Source organism: Uliginosibacterium sp. TH139 (assembly GCF_002855595.1).
Classification (GTDB): Bacteria; Pseudomonadota; Gammaproteobacteria; order Burkholderiales; family Rhodocyclaceae; genus Uliginosibacterium; species Uliginosibacterium aquaticum.
This window is the reverse complement of sequence record NZ_PKRR01000007.1, coordinates 166,644-189,597: the sequence shown is the minus strand read 5'-3', so window position 1 is coordinate 189,597 and position 22,954 is coordinate 166,644. Positions and strand designations below refer to the sequence as shown.

Annotated in this window: 31 protein-coding genes; 15 read left to right on the top strand and 16 right to left on the bottom strand. The window is 61.9% G+C overall.

The window, feature by feature from the left end:
* Positions 1 to 44: 44 nt before the first annotated feature.
* Complete coding sequence (locus C0V76_RS15905; protein ID WP_101943685.1) at positions 45 to 431, top strand: helix-turn-helix transcriptional regulator; 387 nt, start codon at positions 45 to 47, stop codon at positions 429 to 431.
* Positions 432 to 567: 136 nt separating this feature from the next.
* Here C0V76_RS15905 and C0V76_RS15900 read toward each other — a convergent pair whose 3' ends face one another.
* Complete coding sequence (locus tag C0V76_RS15900) at positions 568 to 1,230, bottom strand: nitrogen fixation protein NifQ (protein WP_101943683.1); 663 nt, start codon at positions 1,228 to 1,230, stop codon at positions 568 to 570.
* Positions 1,231 to 1,431: 201 nt separating this feature from the next.
* On the opposite strand from C0V76_RS15900, the gene nifV reads away from it, so the two are divergent.
* From nifV to C0V76_RS15860, 8 genes are all read left to right on the top strand, one after another.
* Positions 1,432 to 2,571 carry a homocitrate synthase gene (nifV, locus tag C0V76_RS15895; RefSeq protein WP_101943681.1) on the top strand — a complete coding sequence of 380 codons (1,140 nt, stop codon included), beginning with the start codon at positions 1,432 to 1,434 and terminating at the stop codon, positions 2,569 to 2,571.
* Positions 2,568 to 3,383 carry a serine O-acetyltransferase gene (gene cysE, locus C0V76_RS15890; RefSeq protein ID WP_101943680.1) on the top strand — a complete coding sequence of 272 codons (816 nt, stop codon included), beginning with the start codon at positions 2,568 to 2,570 and terminating at the stop codon, positions 3,381 to 3,383. Before nifV ends, cysE begins: the two co-directional genes overlap by 4 nt.
* Entirely contained in the window at positions 3,376 to 3,711 is a 336-nt protein-coding gene (nifW, locus tag C0V76_RS15885; protein ID WP_101943678.1) for a nitrogenase stabilizing/protective protein NifW, read from the top strand. The genes cysE and nifW overlap by 8 nt, the downstream gene beginning before the upstream one ends.
* 6 nt (positions 3,712 to 3,717) lie before the next feature.
* Entirely contained in the window at positions 3,718 to 4,173 is a 456-nt protein-coding gene (locus tag C0V76_RS15880) for a hypothetical protein (protein ID WP_101943677.1), read from the top strand.
* Positions 4,174 to 4,192: 19 nt separating this feature from the next.
* Entirely contained in the window at positions 4,193 to 4,516 is a 324-nt protein-coding gene (locus tag C0V76_RS15875; RefSeq protein WP_101943675.1) for a ferredoxin, read from the top strand.
* Positions 4,513 to 5,010, top strand: coding sequence for a hypothetical protein (locus C0V76_RS15870; RefSeq protein ID WP_101943673.1), 498 nt, complete (start codon positions 4,513 to 4,515; stop codon positions 5,008 to 5,010). Before C0V76_RS15875 ends, C0V76_RS15870 begins: the two co-directional genes overlap by 4 nt.
* Positions 5,011 to 5,021: 11 nt before the next feature.
* Positions 5,022 to 5,264 carry a zinc ribbon domain-containing protein gene (locus C0V76_RS15865; RefSeq protein ID WP_101943671.1) on the top strand — a complete coding sequence of 81 codons (243 nt, stop codon included), beginning with the start codon at positions 5,022 to 5,024 and terminating at the stop codon, positions 5,262 to 5,264.
* A 287-nt stretch (positions 5,265 to 5,551) separates the two neighbouring features.
* The gene (locus C0V76_RS15860; protein ID WP_101943669.1) at positions 5,552 to 6,184 is read left to right on the top strand and encodes a glutathione S-transferase; all 633 of its coding nucleotides are present in this window, start codon (positions 5,552 to 5,554) and stop codon (positions 6,182 to 6,184) included.
* A 36-nt stretch (positions 6,185 to 6,220) separates the two neighbouring features.
* Here C0V76_RS15860 and fdxB read toward each other — a convergent pair whose 3' ends face one another.
* The 7 genes from fdxB to C0V76_RS15820 form a co-directional block, all read right to left on the bottom strand.
* Positions 6,221 to 6,529, bottom strand: coding sequence for a ferredoxin III, nif-specific (gene fdxB, locus C0V76_RS15855; RefSeq protein ID WP_101943718.1), 309 nt, complete (start codon positions 6,527 to 6,529; stop codon positions 6,221 to 6,223).
* Positions 6,530 to 6,586: 57 nt separating this feature from the next.
* Positions 6,587 to 6,784 (bottom strand): CCE_0567 family metalloprotein, encoded by a 198-nt coding sequence (locus C0V76_RS15850; RefSeq protein ID WP_101943667.1) that lies wholly within the window; start codon positions 6,782 to 6,784, stop codon positions 6,587 to 6,589.
* A 44-nt stretch (positions 6,785 to 6,828) separates the two neighbouring features.
* The gene (locus C0V76_RS15845; protein WP_101943665.1) at positions 6,829 to 7,305 is read right to left on the bottom strand and encodes a NifX-associated nitrogen fixation protein; all 477 of its coding nucleotides are present in this window, start codon (positions 7,303 to 7,305) and stop codon (positions 6,829 to 6,831) included.
* 2 nt (positions 7,306 to 7,307) lie between these two features.
* The gene (gene nifX / locus C0V76_RS15840; RefSeq protein WP_101943663.1) at positions 7,308 to 7,709 is read right to left on the bottom strand and encodes a nitrogen fixation protein NifX; all 402 of its coding nucleotides are present in this window, start codon (positions 7,707 to 7,709) and stop codon (positions 7,308 to 7,310) included.
* A complete protein-coding gene (gene nifN / locus C0V76_RS15835) occupies positions 7,706 to 9,166 on the bottom strand; it encodes a nitrogenase iron-molybdenum cofactor biosynthesis protein NifN (RefSeq protein ID WP_101943661.1) in 1,461 nt (486 codons plus the stop codon). Before nifN ends, nifX begins: the two co-directional genes overlap by 4 nt.
* A 225-nt stretch (positions 9,167 to 9,391) precedes the next feature.
* The gene (gene nifE, locus C0V76_RS15825; protein ID WP_101943658.1) at positions 9,392 to 10,792 is read right to left on the bottom strand and encodes a nitrogenase iron-molybdenum cofactor biosynthesis protein NifE; all 1,401 of its coding nucleotides are present in this window, start codon (positions 10,790 to 10,792) and stop codon (positions 9,392 to 9,394) included.
* A 253-nt stretch (positions 10,793 to 11,045) separates the two neighbouring features.
* Positions 11,046 to 11,363, bottom strand: a complete 318-nt coding sequence (locus C0V76_RS15820) for a hypothetical protein (protein ID WP_101943657.1) — start codon at positions 11,361 to 11,363, stop codon at positions 11,046 to 11,048.
* Positions 11,364 to 11,640: 277 nt separating this feature from the next.
* Here C0V76_RS15820 and C0V76_RS15815 point away from each other — a divergent pair, with 277 nt between their 5' ends.
* From C0V76_RS15815 to C0V76_RS15805, 3 genes are read left to right on the top strand one after another with little or no spacing between them, the layout of a single operon-like run.
* Positions 11,641 to 12,066, top strand: coding sequence for a response regulator (locus C0V76_RS15815; protein WP_101943655.1), 426 nt, complete (start codon positions 11,641 to 11,643; stop codon positions 12,064 to 12,066).
* Between the two features lie 8 nt (positions 12,067 to 12,074).
* Positions 12,075 to 13,862, top strand: coding sequence for an ATP-binding protein (locus C0V76_RS15810; protein WP_254048268.1), 1,788 nt, complete (start codon positions 12,075 to 12,077; stop codon positions 13,860 to 13,862).
* Positions 13,863 to 13,907: 45 nt separating this feature from the next.
* On the top strand, positions 13,908 to 14,456 hold the full coding sequence (locus C0V76_RS15805) for a flavodoxin (RefSeq protein WP_101943654.1): 549 nt from the start codon (positions 13,908 to 13,910) through the stop codon (positions 14,454 to 14,456).
* A 293-nt stretch (positions 14,457 to 14,749) separates the two neighbouring features.
* Here the strand turns inward: C0V76_RS15805 and C0V76_RS15800 are convergent, their stop codons facing one another.
* From C0V76_RS15800 to rsxA, 8 genes are read right to left on the bottom strand one after another with little or no spacing between them, the layout of a single operon-like run.
* A complete protein-coding gene (locus C0V76_RS15800) occupies positions 14,750 to 15,124 on the bottom strand; it encodes a Rieske 2Fe-2S domain-containing protein (RefSeq protein ID WP_216821769.1) in 375 nt (124 codons plus the stop codon).
* Between the two features lie 24 nt (positions 15,125 to 15,148).
* Positions 15,149 to 15,430 carry an RnfH family protein gene (locus C0V76_RS15795; RefSeq protein WP_101943652.1) on the bottom strand — a complete coding sequence of 94 codons (282 nt, stop codon included), beginning with the start codon at positions 15,428 to 15,430 and terminating at the stop codon, positions 15,149 to 15,151.
* 11 nt (positions 15,431 to 15,441) lie between these two features.
* A complete protein-coding gene (locus C0V76_RS15790; RefSeq protein ID WP_101943650.1) occupies positions 15,442 to 16,143 on the bottom strand; it encodes an electron transport complex subunit E in 702 nt (233 codons plus the stop codon).
* The gene (rsxG, locus tag C0V76_RS15785; RefSeq protein ID WP_101943648.1) at positions 16,136 to 16,792 is read right to left on the bottom strand and encodes an electron transport complex subunit RsxG; all 657 of its coding nucleotides are present in this window, start codon (positions 16,790 to 16,792) and stop codon (positions 16,136 to 16,138) included. Before rsxG ends, C0V76_RS15790 begins: the two co-directional genes overlap by 8 nt.
* Positions 16,789 to 17,856: an RnfABCDGE type electron transport complex subunit D gene (locus C0V76_RS15780; protein ID WP_101943647.1), complete on the bottom strand. Its 1,068-nt coding sequence runs from the start codon at positions 17,854 to 17,856 to the stop codon at positions 16,789 to 16,791. The genes rsxG and C0V76_RS15780 overlap by 4 nt, the downstream gene beginning before the upstream one ends.
* The gene (rsxC, locus tag C0V76_RS15775; RefSeq protein ID WP_101943645.1) at positions 17,853 to 19,373 is read right to left on the bottom strand and encodes an electron transport complex subunit RsxC; all 1,521 of its coding nucleotides are present in this window, start codon (positions 19,371 to 19,373) and stop codon (positions 17,853 to 17,855) included. Before rsxC ends, C0V76_RS15780 begins: the two co-directional genes overlap by 4 nt.
* 11 nt (positions 19,374 to 19,384) lie before the next feature.
* Entirely contained in the window at positions 19,385 to 19,909 is a 525-nt protein-coding gene (locus C0V76_RS15770; protein ID WP_101943643.1) for an RnfABCDGE type electron transport complex subunit B, read from the bottom strand.
* A gap of 10 nt (positions 19,910 to 19,919) precedes the next feature.
* Positions 19,920 to 20,507, bottom strand: coding sequence for an electron transport complex subunit RsxA (rsxA, locus tag C0V76_RS15765; protein ID WP_101943641.1), 588 nt, complete (start codon positions 20,505 to 20,507; stop codon positions 19,920 to 19,922).
* A gap of 344 nt (positions 20,508 to 20,851) precedes the next feature.
* Here rsxA and C0V76_RS15760 point away from each other — a divergent pair, with 344 nt between their 5' ends.
* From C0V76_RS15760 to erpA, 3 genes are all read left to right on the top strand, one after another.
* Positions 20,852 to 22,060, top strand: coding sequence for an IscS subfamily cysteine desulfurase (locus C0V76_RS15760; RefSeq protein ID WP_170021976.1), 1,209 nt, complete (start codon positions 20,852 to 20,854; stop codon positions 22,058 to 22,060).
* A gap of 71 nt (positions 22,061 to 22,131) precedes the next feature.
* Entirely contained in the window at positions 22,132 to 22,572 is a 441-nt protein-coding gene (gene iscU / locus C0V76_RS15755) for a Fe-S cluster assembly scaffold IscU (protein WP_101943638.1), read from the top strand.
* 11 nt (positions 22,573 to 22,583) lie between these two features.
* Positions 22,584 to 22,934 carry an iron-sulfur cluster insertion protein ErpA gene (gene erpA, locus C0V76_RS15750; RefSeq protein ID WP_101943637.1) on the top strand — a complete coding sequence of 117 codons (351 nt, stop codon included), beginning with the start codon at positions 22,584 to 22,586 and terminating at the stop codon, positions 22,932 to 22,934.
* Positions 22,935 to 22,954: the final 20 nt, after the last annotated feature.

Sequence of the window (22,954 nt, the reverse complement as noted above, 5' to 3'; positions counted from 1 at the left end):
ACAACATCAACTAAAATTGAGGGACCGCAACGCGAGACACGATCATGGAACCCACGAACCTGCCGGAAGTAATCAAGCAAGTAGAGGAAGAGAAGCACTTGTCTCAGGCGGATGTAGCGAGACAGCTGCAAATGACACCGCAGAACCTGTCACACGTGCTGAAGGGCAGACGGAAGCTGCCCGCAGAAGCCGCAATCGAGCTTTTTGACCTAACGGGTATCCACCCGAGGAAGCTGCTCGAAATGTCAAAAAAATTATTCGCCGCTGGCGCTCACGCCGGGATGATTCTGGCAGTCGTTAGCGGCGCGTTTTTTGTCACCTACCCCACCGAAACGCAGGCCCAGACTAAAACGACGCCAACTCAGTTTTTATTATGTAAAGATGCGACGCAAGATCAAGGCGACCTTGGGCAAGGTACTGCGCACACTTAAACAAGCGTTCCGCCTTCCGGGGCTGTGCCAGATATAGGCAGTACAACCTCACCGCCTCAACATCGAAGCCTGCCGCGTGCAGGCTTCTTTTTTGCCTGTGGTTGGTCTTCCCCGTCCGTTGATGCGCTGGCGAGCCTTACTCTTCCGGACCGAAGCAGATCGCGTGATCGATGCAATCGGCGCAATTAGGCGATTTGCAGATTGGAACACCGGCCCGCCCGCAAAGCTGGCGGTAGAAGAATTTCTTCCACTTCATGTCGCCGACGTTCAGTGTAGCCAGGGTCGGGAAACGCTGACGCAGGACGGCACTGAGTTCGCGGCGTGACGGCAGGCCCATGTCCTGCCACAGATGATTGTCACGCTGGGCCGCTGTGGCAATGGAGGCAGCAAGCCAGATCCCCATCTGATCCAGTGGCGCGGCGTGATCTAGGAGAAGTTCGAACAGCTCTTCGAATTCGTCGAAGCAATCCGCAGCCGCGCCGTTCTCTAAATCCTGCTCAGGTGCACACAGTGCACGTAAGCCCTCGAAAGATGTTGGGCCAAGGCCGCGAATCAGCGGTTGAGCTCCAATGCGCTGAGACTCAGCCAAGCCACAGCGAATGACAAGCAGATCCAGTGCGTCGAGCGGTTCCAGTAAGGCAAGTTCGGGCGCAATCAGCTCAGGTGCATTCATGGTTCGGTCCTCCGCATTTTTCGTCGCAAGGAACAGGCCAGTTTGAAGCCGCCTGGAGATGCGCTGGCGTGGATGCGCCGGGCCCTCACCGGATGCTCGCAAACATAGGCATTTCGCGGTTTCCATCGACCTTTTTTAGCGCTGCATGCCAGCTATCCCGACGCCGAAGACGCCAAGATGGACACGACAAAGTGCACATTGCTCACAGCTCGGCCAGGTGGATAGCGCAACGGATTGCTATGAGATCCTCTCTATGTGCATGAAACCAAATAGAAAACCAATTCGGCACGGTAATTGCTGAGCTCGTTCCGAGAGGAGCGTTACGCCATGCAAACCGCTTTTACGATCAATGACACCACTCTGCGCGACGGCGAACAGACCGCCGGAGTCGCCTTTACCGTCGAGGAAAAGTGCAGCATCGCAGCTGCCTTGGCCGCTGCCGGGGTGGCAGAGCTCGAGATCGGTATTCCGGCCATGGGCGCTTCAGAGATCGCAGCCATCAATGCCATCGCCATGCTGGGCCTATCTGCCCGCACGATGGTGTGGGGGCGCATGGTGGCGGCCGATGTAGAGGCAGCCAAGCGCTGCCATGCAGACATTGCGCACCTCTCGATTCCGGTTTCGGATATTCACATCGACGCCAAGCTGCGCCGCGACCGGGAATGGGTGCTGGCGCAGATCCAGCCCGTGGTGACCTTGGCCCTTGAGGCTGGCATGGAGGTCAGCGTCGGAATGGAGGACGCATCCCGGGCCGATCCGGCATTCCTGTGCCGTGTCGCTGAGGTGGCACAAGCGGCCGGCGCACGCCGTATCCGCTTTGCGGACACTCTGGGCATTCTGGATCCCTTTGCCACTTTCGAAGTGATCAGCCGTCTGCGCCCAGCCGTGGATATCGAAATCGAGATCCATGCCCATGATGATCTGGGCCTCGCTACTGCCAATACCCTAGCCGCTTTTCGCGCCGGTGCCACTCATGCCAACACCACGGTGAATGGCCTGGGGGAGCGTGCCGGCAATGCGCCGCTGGAAGAGGTGGTGATGGCCATGCGCCATACCCACGGCGCCGATCTCGGCGTGGATACGCATGCCCTGCTGGATATCTCACGCCTGGTGGCGCGGGCTTCACAGCGTCCCGTCGCAGCAAACAAGAGCATCGTCGGCGAAGCGGTGTTTACGCATGAATCCGGCATACATGTGGATGGCTTGCTGAAGGATCAGCGCAACTATCAAGGCTTCGACCCGGATGAGCTGGGGCGCGTGCATCAGCTCGTATTGGGCAAACATTCCGGCTCGCATGCCGTGCAGATGGCTTGCGGGCGCCTGGGGCTGAGCCCCACACCGCGGCAGATGGCACAGATCATCGAGCGCATCCGTGATTTCGCCATGGCAACCAAGCGCGAGCCCGGTTCGGATGAGCTCACCCGCTTCTATCTTGAAACGGCACTGCCCGTTGGAGAAGCAGGATGAAGGCTGAAGCCGAACTCCTTCGCCAGCTTGCTTCCCCTGCCCCGGCGCCGGGCCTCCTGGCGATGCTGCGAGAAGATGTGGCCTGTGTGTTCCAGCGCGATCCGGCTGCGCGCAGCACGCTTGAATTGCTGACCATCTATCCCGGCATCCAAGCCCTCGTATTGCATCGTTTTGCACATGTGTTGTGGCGCCGGGGCTGGCGTTACCTGCCCCGGCTGCTGTCCTTTCTGAGTCGGCTCCTGACCAATATCGATATCCATCCCGGCGCCACCCTCGGCCGGCGTTTTTTCATCGATCACGGCGCGGGAGTGGTGATCGGTGAAACCGCCGAAGTTGGCGAAGACGTCACGCTCTATCACGGAGTGACCCTCGGCGGCACGACCTGGCGCGCCGGCAAACGCCACCCCACGCTCGGTAACGGTGTGGTGGTCGGTGCGGGCGCCAAGATTCTGGGAGCGATCAGCGTGGGGGATCGCGTGCGGGTCGCGGCCAACTCGGTGGTGATTGACGACGTAAAGCCCGGGGTCACGGTGGTCGGTATCCCGGGGCGTGCCGTGTTGCCCAAGGAGCAGCGCCGTGTGATGCCGGGCGGGATCGGCATCGATCTTGATCACCACCAGATTCCTGACCCGGTCGGCAAGGCCATCAGCTGTCTGCTCGAACGCATTGCTGATCTGGAGCGTGAAGTGCAGCGCCTCAAGGGCGATCCTCTGCCCGAGCAAGCGGCCTGTCGCGCCTGTGACGACAGCTGTTCCCAACCTGAATTCGATAGCGGCCCGAAAGAGCCCAAACAAGGAGCAAAAAATGGATGAACTCACCCAAAGGCTGGCCAGCCTTTCTTCGGCCGAAGACTTCCTGGACTTCTTCTCGGTACCGTACGAGCAGAGCGTTGTGAATGTGAGTCGCCTGCACATTCTCAAGCGCTTCTACCAGTACCTTCGGCGCGATACCGAGATCTCCGGCGGGCTGGGCGAAGGTGCGCTGTATGCCCGCTACCGTGCCCTGCTGGTCCAAGCCTATGAGGATTTCGTGAACTCCACACCGGCCCAGGAAAAGGTCTTCAAGGTGTTCCAGGACAGCGACGGCAAGCAAAGCGTCACCCTCGACAGCCTGCGCGCCACCCTGCCCTCTGCGGCTTGAGTGCTCATGAGCGAGCATGTCCGTTTCCTCGCCAACATGATCCTGCTGGAAGAGGAAACGGCCAGACATTGCAAGCGCCTGGCGGATGTAGCGCTGGCGGCTGGTGACGAGGAACTGGAGGCCTTCTTCCTGAGTGTGGTGGAAAGCGCGCATCTGGATATCGCCGATGCGCTTGCCGAGGGGGCTGAGCGCCGCCACGCCACACTGGAAGTGCGGCCGATCAGTGAGTGCCTGCTGAGTCTGCCCGGCCGCCAGCCACGCAGTGGCCATGCCGCACTGCTAGGCGTGCACTGCGCGATGGCCTGCGCATTGAGCCTGGTGCGGCGCAGCCACGCCTACTACGCCAGCGTTGCGGTGATGGCCGAGGATGCGGGGCTACGCCAGCGCGCTGCAGGCTTCGAGCGCGAACACAGCGCCCACATTGGCGCGATGGAACACTGGATCAATCGTTTGACCACTTGAACAACAGAGAGAAGTCACCATGAGCAAACCTGCCCGCCATGTTTTCGTATGTTCCCAGAACCGCCCCGCCGGCCACCCGCGCGGTGCCTGCCAGCACAAGGGCGGCAGCGATGTGCTGCAAGCTTTCTGGGGCGAACTGCAGAACCGCAACTGCTGGGACAAGGTGGCCATCACTTACTCCGGCTGCCTCGGCCCCTGTGATCGCGGCACGAATGTACTGGTCTATCCGGAAGGCGTGATGTACAGCCAGGTAACCCCGGCAGACGTCAGCGAAATATTTGATTCGCATTTGCTTGGCGGCATCCCGGTGGCACGCCTGCGCACCCCGGGAGAGATCTGGTGAATCTCTTCACCGGCTCATCCTCCGACGAATTCTTCGGCGGCGAAGTGCCGCCGCAGGTTCGGCGTCTGCTCGACGAAGCCCGTAGCGCGCCGCCGCGCCAGATGGAGTCCCTGTTATGGACTGCGCAGATCTGCTCGCCGGAATGCCTGCCGGTGTATTACCTGCTCTACAAGTTTCACGCCCGCCTGCGCCAGTATCCGCAGGCTGAGCAGGCTGCCCTGAAAGGGATTGCGACTGCCGGTGCCCAGGCCGGACTGGCGAAGAACTGGCGTGAGGTGGTGGTCAGCGATGCCGATTTTGCTGCCACCGGCCCTGCCCGCTTCTGGCTCTTCAGCCTCAAGGCGCTGGCCTTCATCTATCTGCGATCAAACCGCCACGAAGCCTCACGCGAATTGATCGCCAAGCTCGCTGAGCTTGATCCCGGCCACGGGCTGGGCGGCGAAGTCATCGCCGCCTTGCTCGAGGGCTCAAACACCACCCGTCCTCCCACCTGAAGGAGCTTGTCATGCCGCTCTACGACTTTCACTGCGAAGCCTGTGACGCCACCAGCGAACTCATGGTGCGCGCCAGTGATGCCTGCGCCCCGGCTTGTCCGAAATGCGGCAGCAGCCAACTCAGCAAGCTGCTGTCCCTGCCCAGCGCACCGGGCAAAATTAAGGGTTTTCTTGCGCGCCAGCGTGCCCAGGCCAACAAGGAAGGCCACTTCAGCAACTGCTCGGCAAGCGAGCGGGCCAGCCTGCTGAAGTAGCGCACCTGCCGGTAATGCACTGGGTATGTAGGGCCGGCTTCAGCCAGGGGGCGAACCTCAGATGGGGTGGATGCGGCTAAAGCCGCACCTACTAGGGGTATCCGGCCGGCACCGCAAGGGCTTCTAGGGCCGGCTTCAGCCGGCGGGGCCCGAGCCTCAGATTGGACGAATTCGGCTGAAGCCGCACCTGCGATGGATACTGGGTCGCTCCGGTGCGACACAGGCACGCCGTGCTACATCCAGGCTAGGATTGCGACTCTTGCACTCATCAGCCCTCAGGAGACGCCATGAAGCTCATCGGCATGCTCGATTCGCCCTATGTCCGGCGCGTTGCGATCTCACTACAGTTGCTCGGCCTGCACTTCGAGCACCAGTCCCTCTCTGTCTTCCGCACTTTCGAGGATTTCCACCAGATCAATCCGGTGGTCAAGGCGCCTACGCTGGTGTGTGACGACGGCGAACTGCTGATGGATTCGACCCTGATCCTGGCGTATGCCGAGGCCTTGGCGCGGCCGCGCAGCCTGATGCCAGGTGGGCTGAAAGGCCTGCAACGCGAGCTACATTTGATCGGGCTGGCGCTGGCCGCATGCGAGAAGAGTGTGCAGATCGTGTATGAACGCGAATTGCGCCCGCCGGAGAAGCTTTACGAGCCCTGGCTCGAACGCGTGAGCGGGCAAATGCGCACTGCCTATGGGCTGCTCGAAGCCGATCTGGCACGCCAGCCGCTCGCTTCCGGCGAGGCCCTGAGCCAGGCAGGCGTGACGCTGGCCGTGGTCTGGCATTTCAGCCAGCAAATGCTGCCCGGGCTACTGCCCGCCGAGCACTATCCGCAACTCGTGGCTTTCTCGGCTGCGGCCGAAGCCCTGCCGGCCTTCAAGGCGGCGCCGCACGGCGATGGCACTTTTCATCAGGCGGAGTGAGGGCTGGCAGCCGAAGGCGGCCACTTGCGCCACCGCTCAGACTTCAGCCGGAGCGTGCGTGTAGCACTTCTTCGGACAGACCTTGGAACAGGCCTGACAGCCTATGCAATTGGCCTGAGTGGCGATGGTCATGACCTTGCGCTCGAACTCATCGTCGTCGTCCTCGTTCTCCGGATCGACCAGCACGATATCGCCGTCTTCAGTCATGCCGGCCAGCGCCAGCACATTGTTGGCGCACACCTTCACACAGCGTGCGCAACCAATGCATTTGTTCTGATCGAGTTCGGCGACGAAGTGCGGGGTCCATACCGCGCCGCTGGGCAAGGTGATCGAATAGGTACTCATGTCAGGCTCCAGACGCAGCGCGAACAACTCATCGCCGGCGCGCTGCGTACTCCGGGTTCAGGCGGTGGCGCTGGCCAGCGCCTGGCGCGCGGCGATCAGCGATTGATGGGCGTCGTAAGCGATCTGCGCCACTTCAAGGATCTTCTCCCAGTTGGTAGGAAGGTCTTCCGAGAGGTCGTGCAGATCCATCTTGGCCTGGGTGGCTTGAGCGTTGAGCTTCTTTACCCGGGCCTTGAGCGTATCCAGGTCATCCATGGCTATCTCCTTGGTTTCGGTATACAGAGTGGTGGACGCGGCGCTCAGCCCCAGTCCGCCACTTCACGGAATTTCTCGATCATCGCCACCCCATCCTCGACATGCTTGGTGCCGGCTTCAGCCAGCTTGGCGAGTGAGGGAAAACCGAAGCGATGCACATCGCGCAATTGCTTGTTCACCACCACCAGACGCCCAGCGATGAGCACCTGACGGCCAAAGCCTTCGTGCGACATCTTCATCATTGGAGTGACCATGGCCTTGGTGCGGCGCTCGATGCACAGGCCCACGGCGCTGAAGAACTGTTCCACGCGCCAGAGGGTTTCCGGGTCCGGGTCGCCCATGATGGGCAGTGCGCGACGCGCTTCGGCGGTCAGGATGAAGGGCTCGAGCAAGGTTGCGTCGCTCTTGCCATCCCATACGCCGTGGGTGTCCTGCGCGCGGAACTGCTTGGCGAGCTGGATCAGGTAGGGTGTTGCCAGGGCGGCTGCATCTTCGGCAGTGCTATCCAGAATTTCAGTCATTTTCAGGCCTCGTCTTCAAAATCGAACTCGCGCGCCTGGTCCTTGGTCATGACCTTGCGCAACCAGGGGGGCGGCGTGCCGTTGAGCACATCCTGCAGCTTTTCGAGAATGTCCATGATCGGTTCCGGCTGGCTCACCTTGATCGGATGGATCTTGCTGGCCACCACGCGGGCGGCGGCCGAGCCACCGATGGCTGCCACGTACACAATCGCTACGTCATGGATGGCTTCGAGCTTGGGCGCGAGCTTGTCTTCATCGCCATCCTCGTCGAGCTTGCCGCCGAAATCGAAGGTCTCGATGTAGCTCGAGCCCTCCTTGCCGACTTCGTAGATGGCGATGTGCTTGGCCCAGCCGAAGTGGGCGTCCACACGCTGTTTGTCTTGCGTTGCAAAGGCGACTTTCATGGCTGGAGCTCCTGTGAAAGGTGAGTCTCGGATTGCTCGTTGGAGGGGCTGGCGGCGCAGCCGCAGCCGCCACTGCCACAACTGCTGGCGGGTGGGCTCATGCCCCGGGCGGCAGCCAGGCTTTCGGCGTTGAGCGGCCAGTCTTCCGGTTTGGCCTGATGTTCGGCCTCCAGCAGGCTGTTGGCCCAGTGGGTGATCAGTTCGCGGGTGCCGCGATAGCCCACCATCAGTACATGTGAGGCGCCCAGGCGATCGAACATCGGCAGGCCGGTACGCAGCAGCGGAATGGCAAGGCGCTCGGCAGCCTGGCGACCATGCGAATGGGTCAGCAGGATCTCGCAGCCGCTGGCCTTGGCGCGAGTTTCGAGGTCTTCCAGATCGCCAATCAGCACTTCTGCACACGGCAGGCCGGCGAGGACGGGGGACGGGGTGGTGGTCACCGCGGCCAGTACTTCACCGCCCATTTCGTAGGCCGTCCAGGTGAGCGCGGCGAGCAGGTCCGGTTCCGCACCAATAGCGAACTTGCGGCTGCCGATCCAGAAGTGCGCGTCGAGCATTGCATCCTGCAGCTGGCCGCGCTGACGACGGTATTTGGCGGCGACCGGCTGGCCCGAGAGCTCGCTCAGGTAGCCCATCAGCTCGTCCACCGCGCCAAGACCGGTGAGTCGCTCAAAGACGCGGTAAGGCACGCCGCTGCGCTCTTCCAGCGCCATGGCCGCCGCACTCATGTGGCTGCCAATGGCCAGCGTGGCGACCGAGGCGCCCATGCGCTGCATTTCCGCTAGCGTGGTGCCACCCAACGTGGTCGGTGTGAAGTTTTCGGGGATGTGGCCGTCAAGTGAGCCCGAGATGTCCGGCAGCACGATGGCCTTCAGGCCGAAGGAAGCGATGATCTCGCGCAGCTCGTCGATATCTGCCGCGGTGAGATGGCAACCGGGCAGCAGGTTGATCTGCTGCGGGTCACGTGCCTCGCAGGGTTCAGCAAAGGCATCAACGACACAGGTCACGGCTTTCGCCCAGCCATCCTCGAAAGCGCCCACGTAATCGGGCGTGGAAACATAGACGATCCGGGTGCCTGCCAGTGTTTCACCATGCTTGCGGTGGATCAGCTTGAGATAGCCATCCACATCATCGCCCTTGGTTTCGGTCAGCCCGGTGGAGGCAATGGCGATGAAGGAGGGGTTTGCGCGCTTCTTGATGTTAAGCACCGCCTGCTCGATATTCTCCAGGCCGCCCAGGATGGTGCTGACCTCGTTCATGGCCGTGGTCTGCAGCGGAATGGCTTCCTTGAAATGGCGCACCAGCAGCACCAGGCCAAAGGAAGTGCAGCCCTGTGAGCCGTGCATCATGGGCATGCAGTTGTCCATGCCCATGAAAGCAAAGCAGGCGCCCAGAGGCTGGCTCATCTTGAGCGGATTGACGGTACAGGCCTTCTTCGATTCGCTCACGCTTGCCATGATGCCCCTCCCCTTTGCATGCGACCCGCGACAGCGGGAGTCCGGCGTCTCTCCGCGGCCATCGCCGCCACCGGACTCCCGCCCGGCTGTACCCAACCCGCAGCGCGGCGGATGACGAGCACCTCTCTCTCCATCACGATCACGCGCAGGCCGGGCAGACCGGCACTGCCTGCAAGCAGCAAGGCAGCAAAGAGCAGGGAGACAGGCTCATTCATGGCCGGCTTCTCAGATGCTGGCCGTGGCAAGTTCCCACGGAGCCGGTTTGCGCACCTGTTCCCAGATCGGGTTGTAGAGCGCCTTGTCGATTTCCTGCACCAGTTCGACCATGCCTTCATACCCGGCATAGGCGTGATGCCGCTCCTGATTGATGTCCAGCCAGGGCATCTTGGCTTTCAGCGCGATGAACTGGCTTCGCCCGCCTGAAAGCATGATGTCCGCCTGCGCATCCTTGAGCATCTTGTACATCTCGCGCGGGGTCATGTCGTCGATCATGTGGGCGTCCTGCCCCATGATCTCGAGGATCTTTTCCTTGTCTTCCTTGGTCGATTTCTTGACGCTGGTGCCCACCACTTCAAGCCCGGCCTCCTGCAGCGCGGCCACCACCGACCAGCTCTTCACGCCACCTGTGATCAAGAGCACCTTCTTGCCTTCGAGGCGCGGCCGGTAGGCGGCGATGCGTTCGAAGGCACGCTTCTCCTCGATGGCGATCAGCGCCTCAGTGCGATCACGCAAGTCCTCCGGTGCGCCGCGCTCGACGAGCAGGCGGGCGATCTCGCGCAGGGTCTCGCTCATGTCGCCGATGCCGTAGAACGAGCCCTCGAAGAAGGGAATCTCGTAGCGCTCTTCCATCTTGCGTGCGATGTTGATCATCGACTTCGAGCACACCATCATCGCCGCGCGGGCTCGATGGCTATAGGCCACCTCCTTGTAGCGCCCGTCACCCGAAATGCAGGAAAGGATGCGCACGCCCAAGGCATCGAGCAGCGGCTTGATCTGCCACAGCTCGCCGGAGAGGTTGTACTCGCCGATGATGTTGATGTCGTAGGGCGTGGTGTAGTCCGGCTCTTCGGTGCCGATCACGTAATCGAGCAGCGCTTCGGCGCCGAGCTTGTTGCCAAGGTTCTTGGGGCCGACGAAGCCCGGCGCGTTCACCGGAATCACCGGCTTGCCGAACTTCTCGCTGGCCTTCTTGCACACCGCCTCGATGTCATCCCCGATCAGGGCGGTGACACAGGTCTGATACACGAACACGGCCGGCGGATCGTATTTCTCGATGATTTCCTTCACCGATTTGAACAGGCGCTTCTCGCCACCGTAGATCACGTCCAGCTCGTTGATGTCGGTCGTAAAACCGGTGCGATAGAGCTTCGAGCCGCTCGAGAACGATGTGCGGTTATCCCAGGAATTACCTTCGCAGGCGATCGGGCCGTGCACCAGGTGCGCTACATCTACGATGGGCTGCAAGGCAATCTTGGCACCGTCAAAAGCACAGCCCCCCGCGGCCGCGCCGGGCGAGAGCTGCTTGGTGCAGCCCTTCTTCTTTTCCTTGGCGGACTTGTTCTGGTTGTGCTCGCAGGCCGGTTCTTCGAACACGTCCTGAATCTTGGCTGACACTCGCGCATCCATGCTGCACCTCTCTTTGCGCCTGCTGGCTGAACTACTCTCAGCAGGATTGATGCCATTCGCTTGCAAGGCCCGCTGGGCGGACTTTTCCGGATTTCGGCCGCTGTCATGACCAGCAGTTGCTGCGTGCTTTGAATGCTTTGTCGTGTTCCGTTTTGTCCGGATTGGCAGACTGCTTCATCAGACGCAAAAGCAAGCACAGCGGTAGGACCTGAAAATGTCGCGGCTACGCCGCAAGCGGCATTTCGGGCCTTCCCTATTCGACGCCTTCCATCTTGGCCCGGTGCATCATCACGTCCTGCATGCGCCGGTGCAGCGCGGCGGGCGAGAGATCCAGCTCGCGCCGCGATTCAGCCAGCAGATCCTGTACCTGGTTAGCCTCCTCCATGGTCAGCGCGAGCCGCCCGGCCATGTGCGTGGCGCGTGGCAGCACGCGCAGGATGGCCTGGCGATTCGGGTGTTCAATCAGAGCCACCAGTTCGCGTGCTTCCACACGGCCGTCAAGGCAGACGGCACCGTCGATGACTTCGATGCGGCGGCCATCCGAGGTGATGCGGATCAATGTGCCGGTCATGTTCTTCTCCTGGCAATAAGACGGGGTTGGGTGAGCTGACTTAGCAGCTTGCGTGCCGCTTCACAGTTCCGCTTGCTGCAGCAACCCGCGCTGCGCGCGAGGCACCCGGCCGGGGCTTCGAAATCGACAGCCGCCCGGACATTCCGGACAGCACGCGCGACAAAGCGGACAGTCAAACCCGCACTGAGCCGCACTTGGGCGGCGTTTGGCGGGCAGGAACGAAGTTTGCTGAGCAGGCCTGAAGACTTTCTTTCGACCAGGCTTTGCGAGGTTCCCCATGCAGATCGGCGTAGATACCCAGCGTGCGGTTGAAAACCGGCGTGTGTTCGTCATCGATAGTGACGATGTCGTCAGTGCCGGCCTGCAGTTCATGCTGGCTGACGAGATGGAAACCCATGTTTTCGCGAGCAGCGCAGAAGCGCTCGCCAAGGCCAGGAGTTGGCCGCCGGAGCTGGCCATCGTGGGCGCAGCGCTGCTTGAGCAGGAAGGCGCTGCCGTGATCAGCAAGCTGCGTGAAGCACTGCCGCAATTGCGCATTCTGGTGGTGTGTTTCGATGCCGAAGATGCGCTGGTGAAGGAAGCCCTGGCGCTTGGCGCCGCCAGCACCCTGCTGCGTCCGCTCAAGCTGGAGAACGTGCGCCGCAAGGTGGACGCCCAGCTTGGCCGGCGCACGGCGCTCGAAATTCCGGTTGTCGTGCGCTGAGGTTCCCGATGTCATCCTCCTGTTCAGCCATGCTCGAAACACCCCTGCCGCGCACCAGCAAGGCTCCCTTGCCGCCGGTCGACAAGGCTTCGTCCGTGAAGATCACGATCGAGCGCAAGTACGCGGAGATCCTGATCGCTCGCTTCCCGCCGCTCGCCGCGCTGAAAGACCAGCTGCGCCTGGCCGAGCGCGTCGAGATCGGGCTGGGCCAGCTCTCCAGCGAGGCGCTGGATGGTTTAGCTGAGCTCTACGCCCAGGGCGGCGCTGCGACGCGCGAACACGCCCTGCGCCTGTCCACCTTGCGCGATACGCTGGCCGACGACGGCCCTCGCCTTGAGGATGGCGCCCTTGAATCGGCCGTTCCGGCAATCGCTCGCTACATCGCGAAGAACGCAATTCGTGGCTGGCTGTTTGCCATTTCATTGAGCCGGCATGCCCTGCCCTATGTGATCACGCGCCTGGATTACACGCCGCAGAGCAATGAAGACATCGCCAAGGTGATGATCGAAATCAAGGCCAATGCCAAGGGCACGGTCAGCATTCAGACCATCCGTCTCTACGCCAGCGACGTAGCCGGCAAAACGGTGGCCGAGATCTTCGCCAGCAAGGGCTTCATCAAGGAGACGCCGGGGCTGATCGAGCAGTACGACCGCACCGTCAACACCTACTACGACTGGCGTGGACGCTATGGCGAGCAGTTTTCCGGCCAGGGCACCGGCTTCTATGCCGACGACCCGAATGCCGCCCGCCGCGATACCGACTGGGCGCGCAAGGATGTTGTGGTGCTCTCCAGCAGCGGCGGCCAAGCTCGCCTCGTCAATGATGAAGGCATCATCACCACGCGCACCCTGACGCTGGATGCGCCCGGCGACATTCTGGGCCCTTACTTGCGGCGCGCGGCGCGCAGCGATAAGTACGAGGCGGGTGACGAAACCGAACGCGAGCGCGCAGCCCTGCCGCCGGATCTGTTCTCGCAATTGCCGATCCATCCCTACATCCTGATGTTCCACCTCGAGTTGCATCACTACCTGTGGGTGCACGTGGCGGATATCCAGCCCTACGCCTACCAGCCCGAGCTCAAGGAAAAGCTGGTGCTGCCGGGTGAACAGACCGAGCTGATCGATCTGCTCACCGCCGAGATGGATGTGCTGATGGACGACATCGTGGCCGGCAAGTCCGGCGGCACCACGGTGCTGTGTGCCGGCCCGGCTGGAGTGGGCAAGACGCTTACCGCCGAGGTCTATTCCGAGATCATCGGCCGCCCGCTCTACCGCGTGCACTCGGGCCAGCTCGGGCTCAGCGTGGCCACCATGGAAAACGCCCTCAAGGATGTACTCACCCGCGCCCAGCGCTGGGGGGCGGTGGTGCTGATCGATGAAGCGGACGTGTATATCAAGCGGCGCGATAACGACATGACCGCCAACGCGGTGGTGGGCGTTTTCCTGCGCGTGCTGGAGTACTTCAACGGCCTGCTCTTTCTCACCACCAATCGCATGGACGATATCGACGAGGCGATCATTTCGCGCTGCATCGCGCTGATCAAGTACGCCCCGCCCGATGCGCTGGCTCGCCGCCGCATCTGGCAGGTGATGTCAGGCCAATTTGGCCTGGCGCTCGATGACGCGATGCTCGATCAGCTGACCGACCAGTTCCCGAGCGCGACCGGGCGCGATATCAAGGGCCTCGCCAAACTCGCGGCGAAATTCTGTCGCCACAAACAGCTCGCCCCGAGTACCGAGGTTTTCTCACGCTGCGCGATCTTTCGCGGCATGGATATCCAGCTGCTTCCCGGCTAAAGCCGTCTCCCCACCCAACCTCAACACCCGACAAAGGAAACAATCATGGCACGCATCGGCATCTTCTTCGGCACCAATAGCGGCAGCACCCGCAAGATCGCCAAGCAGATCAAGAAACGCTTCGACGACGACACCATGGCCGACCCGGTCAACATCAACAAGGCCAGCGCCGAGAGCCTGCTTGCCTATGACTACCTGATCCTCGGCACGCCGACTCTGGGTGATGGCCTGCTGCCCGGCATCGAAGCCGAGTGCGATGAAGAGAGCTGGGCCGAGGCGCTGGACAAGCTCCAGGGCGTGAGTTTCGCCGGCAAGACCATCGCCCTGTTCGGCCTCGGCGATCAGGAAACCTACGGCCACGAGTTCGTCGATGGCCTGATCCTGCTGCACGATTTTTTCCAGGATGCGGGCGCCAAGATGGTGGGTTACTGGCCGACTGAGGGCTACAGCTTCAGCGCTTCGCAATCGGTGATCGACGACAAGTTCGTTGGCCTCGCACTCGACAACGACACCCAGCCGGACCTCAACGCCGAGCGTCTTGATGGCTGGCTGGCGCTGATTGCTCCGGAGTTCGGGCTAACCGTGGCGGCCTGAGCGATTGTTTATTGATTCGGCCCGATTTGAGCTTGAAACCTAGGGCCGACTTCAGTCGCACAGCCTCAGTGGAAAGGCCGACTGAAGTCGGCCCTAAGCCCGCACTTCTCACTGTTTGCGGCCCCGATCAATAAGTGGGCTGCGGGATGCAGGTTCTGCTGCCCATGATTTTCTTCGGGGCCGCCTGAAGGAGATGTGATTCTCGCTCTTGAGTGTGACGCGGGCTGTGGCGATCCCGAACGCATGGACTCAGGCGAACCTCTACATCTGGAGCGTTCTAGAACAGCAAGTTCTCAGGCTTGCCCGGTGCGCTCATCCTCATCATCCAGGTCGACTTCGATATGCTCGCCGGCCACCCGAATCGGGTACTCGCGAAGCTCACAGCCCGTGGGCGACAAACCTTCGCCGCTATGGCTGTCAAACACCCAGCCGTGCGCACTGCAGATCAGCGTATTGCCTTCGAACACGCCCTGCAGCAAAGACACATCCTCATGCGGGCAGCGCGCATCGAATGCCCGCGGCCGTCCACGTTCGGGCCAGAGCACAACGATTTCCGTCGACCCCAGCTTGCAAGGCAGCATTTCGCCTGGGAACAACATGCTTTTCTTGCAGAGTGTCTGGTAGCTCACGCTCCTGCCCTCCTGGATGAGCGATTCGTTCTGCTCCATACCGGAGCAGCGCTGATTTTGCGGCTACTCATCATCATCGTCGTCTGCGGCATTCTTGCGTGGCACCTTGGCCGGGTCGCAGACGATGGGGCGATAGATCTCGATCCGGTCGCCCGGATGGAGGCCGGCATCGAGCTTCACCACCTTGCCGAAAACACCGACCTTCTGGTTCTCGAGCTTGATATCCGGGCAGATGGCGAGGATGCCCGAGCGCTCAAGGCCTTCGGCTACCGTGCAGGTGTCCGGCACCTCAAGACGCAGCCAGTATTTCTTGAATGTGTTCGCATAGGCCACAGCAATCTGCATGGCATTTCTCCTCAGTTGGCGAGTACGGCGGACGTGGCGGCACTGGCTGCGGCTCGCGCCTCCAACGCGTCCTGGATACGGCGTCGGGCGGCGATCAGCAGGCCGAGAGTCAGGAAGCCCCCGGGTGGCAGGATCATGAACAGGGTGCTGGCCGCTTCGGGCAGGATGCGCATTTCCAGAAAGGCGAAATGCGCACCGAGCAGGATGTGGGCATTCGCAAAGAGGGTGCCTGCACCGAGAATTTCACGGATGCCCCCCATCACCACCAGTGCCAGCGTAAAGCCCAGGCCCATCGCGATGCCGTCCAGCGCCGAGGCCGCAACCGTATTGCGTGAAGCGAAGGCTTCTGCACGCCCCAGAACCGCACAGTTCACCACGATCAGCGCGATGTAAATGCCCAGCACCTTGTAGAGCTCATGTAGCCAGGCATTCAGGCAAATATCGACCAGAGTCACGAGGCCCGCAATGAGGGCGATGAAAACCGGGATGCGCACGGTATCACTGACCCAGTTTCTGATGCTGGCAATCATGGTGTTCGATAAGACCAGCACTGCCATGGTCGCCAGCCCCATGCCGAGGCCGTTGGTGGCACTGCTAGTGACCGCCATCACCGGGCACATCCCGAGCATCTGGCCCAGCACCACATTGTTGTCCCACAGGCCGTCACGCACGATGGTCCGGGTGTCCGGCCCTTTGTCCTTGCTGTCACTCATGGCTGGGCTCCTTGGCTTTTCCGGCTGAAGTGGCCGGGTTATCGAGAAGTTGGGCACGATGGCTGGCGAAGAACTCCAGACCACGCTTGACGGTAGCTACCACCGCACGCGGCGTGATGGTGGCACCGGCGAACTGATCGAACACGCCGCCATCCTTTTTCACCGCCCAGGCTTTTTCACCTGGCGCGACCAGCGACTTGCCTTCGAAGGCATGGATCCAGTCATTCTTGGCTGCTTCGATTTTGTCGCCAAGGCCTGGTGTCTCGGTGTGGGTTGTCACGCGCACCCCCTGCACCACCCCTTCGGCATCCACCGCCATGATCAGCTTGATCACGCCGCTATAGCCCTTGCCGCGTTGCTCAAAGAGCACGGCACGCACGACGCCGCTCTTGCGGGCGCGATACACGGTGACAGACTGTCCCTCGGCATCCGTGAGTTCGAGGCTGTCCTTGAGCAGGTTGTTATCGGCATAGCCCGGCGGCAGCACTTGCTCCAGGGTCTGGCGTGTATCGCTCTCCACCGCAGCGGCCACCTTTTCACGGGTGCTGGTGTAGGCCGCGGCCAGTGCGATGGTGATGCCCACCACAATGACGCCCAGCGACACCCCTTGGTACCACACAGCATTCAGGCGTTCGGCATGTGTGCTCATGACAAGCCCTCCTCTACGCGCCGCGCGGGCAGTGATTTGCCGGTGAGGCTGCGGCCAAAGATGCGCGGGCGCAGCCACAGGTCCAGCAGCGGTGCGATGGCATTCATGAGCAGGATGGCAAACCCCACGCCCTCTGGATAACCGCCCCAGGTGCGGATCAGCCAGCTCAGGAAGCCAGCGCCGAGGGCAAAGATCCATTGCCCGGCCGGCGAACTGGGAGAAGTGACGTAATCGGTAGCAATGAAGAAGGCGCCCAGCATTACTCCGCCCGAGAGCAGATGAGTAGCGGCCGGAAGATAAGTCTGCGGCGCAAGTCCGTGCGCGATCATGGCCGGTACTGCCAAGCCGAGCAGAAAGCCTAGCGGGATGCGCAGACCGATGATGCGCTTGGCGGCGAGAAACAAGCCGCCGGCGAGAATCAGCAGCGCTGAGGTTTCACCGAGACTGCCGGCGCGCGCACCACTCCAGGCCGAATCATTGGTAAAGGGCTGCAGCGAATCGAGCAGGTCGATGCCGCGCCCGATTTCGGTTTTCACATGCCCGAGCAACGAGGCACTGGTCAGTGCATCCGGTATCGGCAGGCCCTGGAAACTGATGGCCAGAGCCTCACTGAAGCTCATCGCGTTCGTCAGCGCATGCGGATTGATCCACTGCGTCATGTGCACCGGGAAAGACACCAGCAGAATGGTGCGCCCCACCATGGCCGGATTGAAGAGGTTGCAACCGAGTCCGCCGAAAACCTGCTTGGCCAGCACGATGGCACACACGCTGCCGAGCATCGCCAGCCAGGCCGGGAGATAAGGCGGCAGCGACATGGCGAGCAGTGTGGCGGTGAGCACTGCTGAGCCATCCCACAACACGGGCAGCACCGGCTTGCCGCTCCAGTGGAGACAGGCCGCTTCACAAACGAGGCAGCTCACAACACACACCAGCCACAGGATGAAGGCGGGCCAGCCAAACTGCCAGAATCCAGCCAGCACCGCCGGGGCGAGTGCAAGCAGAACAAGGCCCATGATCTGGCCAGTGGTGCGACTGGTCACTGCGTGGGGGGATGCGTGGATCATGCTTCGGTCTCCTTTTCAGCAGCCCTGGCGGCTTTGGCGGCCGCTTCTGCAGCTTGGGCGCGCTCGCGTTCGGCTTTGCGCCGGGCGTGAATCTCGGCCTTCTCGCGCGCTTCACGCTCAATGCGTGCGGCCTTGGCCTCAGTGAGTTCCTTGATTGTGTCGAGCCGCTTCTGCTCCCGGCCGCGCGAGGCGAGCTCCCCTTTGGCGTGCTGGAAGTACTGCACCAACGGAATCCGCGACGGACAGATGAAGCCGCAGGCGCCGCAGGTAAGGCAATCGTCGAGACCGATCTCCTCGGCTTCGCCCAGTGCATTGGCATGAATGCGAGCGGCCATTTCCAGTGGCAACAGCCCTACCGGGCAAGCCTCCACGCAGCTGCCGCAGCGGATGCAGGCACTGGCCTCGCGCTCACCCACCTCCGCTGCTGCGAGCGCCAGCACGCCGCTGGTGCCCTTCACCACGGGCGTATCGAGGTTCTGTACGCCGATCCCCATCATCGGGCCACCGCTCACTACGCGCGCTGGCGGCACGCGCAGACCTCCGCAGCGCTCGAACAGATATGCCATAGGCGTTCCCATGCGGACCCGCAGATTGCGCGGTGCGCTCACGGCGCCCCCCGCGACGGTCACGACCCGCTCAGTCAGCGGCTCGCCGTAGCGCAACGCGCGATAGACCGCATAGGCAGTGCCCACGTTATGCACCAGCACGCCCACATCCGCGGCACGTCCGTCGGCAGGAGCTTCAATGCCGGTGATCATCTTGATCAGCTGGCGATCCGCTCCCATCGGATAGCGGCTCGGAATTTTTACGATGTGCACTTCCGGGAAAGGCTTGGCCGCGAGCTTCATGGCCAGGATGGCTTCGGGCTTGTTGTCTTCAATCCCCGCCAGCACCCGCGTGGCGCCGGTTGCCTTGAGAATCAGGCGTGCCCCTTCGATGATGGCGTGGGCGTTTTCCTGCATCAGCCGGTCGTCGCAGGAAAGATAAGGCTCACACTCGCTGCCGTTGAGGATCAGGGTGGTGACCTTGCTGCGATGGCCCAGTGAAAGCTTTACCGCTGAAGGGAAGCTTGCGCCGCCCATGCCGACGATGCCGGCATCCTCCACGCGATCCGAAATCTCGCGTTCGCTGAGGTTGATCGGGTAAAGCTCGCTCTTGAGCGGGATCCATTCGTCGAGCCCGTCCGGGCGCAGATGGATGGCTACATCGGTCAGCGCGGCCGGATGCGGCACCACGGCTTCGTCGATGGCCACGATGGTGCCGGAAGTTGGCGCATGCAAAGGCGCCGAGATCTTGCCGCCGGTGGACGCGATCAGCTGGCCGCGCAGTACGCGCTCGCCCACTTCCACGATCACCTTGGCCGGAGCGCCAACGTGTTGCGACAGCGGCAGGCGCAGCATGTCCGGCAGGCCGGCGTCTTCTATATCGAGCCCGGCAGCCGGGTACTTGTGGCTGTCCGGATGCACGCCCCAGCGTTGGAGCAGGCGGCGCAGCGGCGGGATGACGATGGTAGGCATCTCTCGAGTCCTCAGGAGTAACGAGCCGGCTGCGGCATCACCCAGTTATGGATGCTCTGCGGCAATTCCAGCATCTCGATGGCGCCGGTCGGACATTTTTCGGCACACTGGTTGCAACCGGTGCAGGCCTCGTCCATCACGATGTGAAGCTGCTTGGTGGCGCCGATGATGGCGTCCGAAGGACAGTTCTTGATGCACTTGGTGCAGCCGATGCACAGGTGATCCTGGATCAGGGCGATGGTCGGGCGGATGTCCTCTCCTGCCGCCAGCGTGATGCCCAGGTGATCAGCAATGGCCTGGGCTACCACCTTGCCGCCGGGTGGGCAGCAGGTCGGTGCGGCGCTGCCGTCCACGATGGCCTCCGCCGCGCCGGCGCAACCCGGGAAACCGCATTGCCCGCAATTGGCAGCCGGCAGCATGGCTTGCACCTCTGCAACAAGGCTGTTGCCTTCGACATGGAACTTGCGTGAAGCCAGCCCCAGCGCGAGGCCCAGACCTGAACTGATGGCGGCGAGACTGATGACGGCGGTAAGCATCTTTCCTCTCCTAATGCGCGGCCGGAACCAAGCCGGCGAAGCCCATGAAAGCCAGCGCCAGCAAACTGGCCGTGATGTAGGCAATCGGGGCGCCACTGAATGTCGCCGGCACTCGAACCAGCGCCAGGCGCTCGCGCAGGCCGGCAAAAATCACCATCACCATGATGAAGCCGAGGCCCGACGCAAAGCCCTGCACCACACTCATGACGAGGCCTGCGTTGCCCTGCGCGTTAAGCAGCGGAATGCCCAGCACGGCACAGTTGGTGGTGATCAGCGGCAGATAGATCCCCAGTACGCGATGCAGCTCCGGAGAGCTTTTCTTGATCACCATTTCGACAAACTGAACCACAGCGGCAATCACCACGATGTAGGTCAGGATGCGCAGGTAGCCCAGATCGAAAGCCTGCAGCAACAGATGTTCGATGGCCCACGCCGCGGCGCAAGACAAAGTCATGACGAAGGTGGTAGCCAGCCCCATTCCCACGGCGCTGTCGACCTTGGTTGACACGCCCATGAAGGGACACAAGCCGAGGAACTTCACCAGCACTACGTTATTCACGAGCACGATGGCAACGATGGTCAAAAGCATTTCACGCATGGCACGGTCTCCTGTCTGGCCACGCCGTTGCATGCTTCGTGCCATCGGCTGGAAAGCCCTTGTGGCAAGCGCTTTGGCTCAATTCACGGCATTTCGCGGGAGGTCGCTTTTGTCATTCTTGAAGTGCCGGAATGTACACAACGGCCGGTGCGGGCCGCGCCGCCAGGGTCCGAACACAACTCTGACAGTTGCTACATTTGCTTCAACATTTCTGACAGCTGCACACCGACCGATCACCGCAAGCTAGCCGCAAACGCCGATCTGGCGGGGCATTCAAAAACTGGTTCGATATTTGCTGTAGCTCCTGCAAGCCCCCACAAGCCAGACGCAGGAGAAGCAGCATGATGCCCCGCCCCATATATCTGGATTACTCCGCGACCACGCCGGTCGATCCGCGAGTGCTTGCAAAAATGATTCCCTGGCTCTCCGAAAATTTCGGCAATCCGGCCAGCCGCTCGCATGCCTATGGCTGGGCGGCAGAGGAAGCGGTGGAGATTGCCCGTGAGCAGGTGGCCTCGCTGATCGGGGCAGACCCGCGCGAGATTGTGTGGACCTCCGGCGCCACCGAATCCAACAACCTTGCGATCAAGGGAGCTGCGCGCTTTCACTCCGCGCGCGGCAAGCATCTGATCACGGTGAAGACCGAACACAAATCGGTGCTCGATACCTGTCGCGAACTGGAGCGCGATGGCTTCGAGATCACCTGGCTGGATGTGCAGGAAAACGGCCTGATCGATTTCGACGTGTTTGCTGCCGCGATCCGCCCGGACACCATTCTCGCTTCGGTGATGCTGGTGAATAACGAGATTGGCGTGATCCAGGATATCGCCCGGCTCGGCACGCTGTGTCGCGAGAAAGGGGTGATCTTCCATGTGGATGCCGCCCAGGCCACTGGCAAGGTGGCCATCGATCTGGCCAGCCTGCCGGTAGACATGATGTCGCTCTCGGCGCACAAGACTTACGGCCCCAAAGGCATCGGCGCTCTGTATGTCAGCCGCAAGCCGCGCGTGCGGATCGACGCACTGATCCATGGCGGCGGCCACGAGCGCGGCATGCGCTCGGGCACCCTGCCCACCCACCAGATCGTCGGCATGGGGGAGGCCTACTGGATCGCCCGCGAGAATATGGGGGCGGACAACGAACGCGCCCGCTGGCTGCGCGATCGACTGATGCAAGGCCTGATGAAACTCGACCAGGTGTTCGTGAATGGCGACATGGATCAGCGCGTGCCACACAACCTGAACCTGTCCTTCAATTTCGTCGAAGGCGAGTCGCTGCTGATGGGCATCAAGGATGTCGCCGTCTCCTCAGGCTCGGCCTGCACCTCGGCCAGCCTTGAGCCCTCCTACGTGCTGCGCGCACTGGGCCGCTCGGACGAACTGGCACACAGCTCGATCCGCTTCTCGATCGGCCGCTTCACCACCCAGGACGAGATCGATGCGGTGATCGAGAAGATCAGCGCCTCGGTCAGCAAGCTGCGCGAGCTCTCCCCCTTGTGGGACATGCACCGCGACGGCATCGATCTCTCCACCGTGCAGTGGGCCGCTCACTGAGCCCGCAAACGGAACAAACCCCAGGCTGAAGCCCCCACGACAGCCCCCAACCCACACAACGGAGAATCACCATGGCATACAGCGACAAGGTTCTGGACCACTACGACAACCCTCGGAACGTCGGCTCGATGTCGGCCGGCGATGACGACGTCGGCACTGGCATGGTCGGCGCACCGGCCTGCGGCGATGTGATGAAGCTGCAGATCAAGGTCAATGCTGAAGGCATTATCGAGGACGCCAAGTTCAAGACTTATGGCTGTGGCTCGGCCATCGCCTCCTCTTCGCTGGTCACCGAATGGGTGAAGGGCAAGAGCCTGGCTGAAGCGCTCGAAATCAAGAACACCGCGATCGCCGAAGAACTGGCCCTGCCGCCGGTGAAGATCCACTGCTCAATCCTCGCCGAGGATGCCATCAAAGCCGCCGTGGCTGACTACCGCGCCAAGCAAGGCGTTGTTGAAGAAACCGAAAGCGGCGCCTGCCCGGCCGTCGTCGTCGAAAAAGCCGCCGCCTGAAAGGACTCATCATGAATGCACCAACTGAAATCCCCTCCCCTGTTTTCTTCTCCGACGCGGCCGCGGCCAAGGTGGCCGAGCTGATTGCCGATGAAGGCAATCCCGCGCTCAAGCTGCGCGTGTATGTGAATGGTGGCGGCTGCTCGGGTTTCCAATACGGCTTCGCCTTCGAGGAAGAAGACAAGGAAGACGATCTGGCCATCGAAAAGGGGGGCGTGAAGCTGGTCATCGACGGCATCAGCATGCAATACCTGATGGGCGCCGAGATCGACTATGAGGACAGTCTTGAAGGCTCGCGCTTCATCATCCGCAATCCGAACGCCACCTCCACCTGTGGCTGCGGAAGCTCCTTCTCGGTTTGAGGCCGCGGCGAGAACGCTTC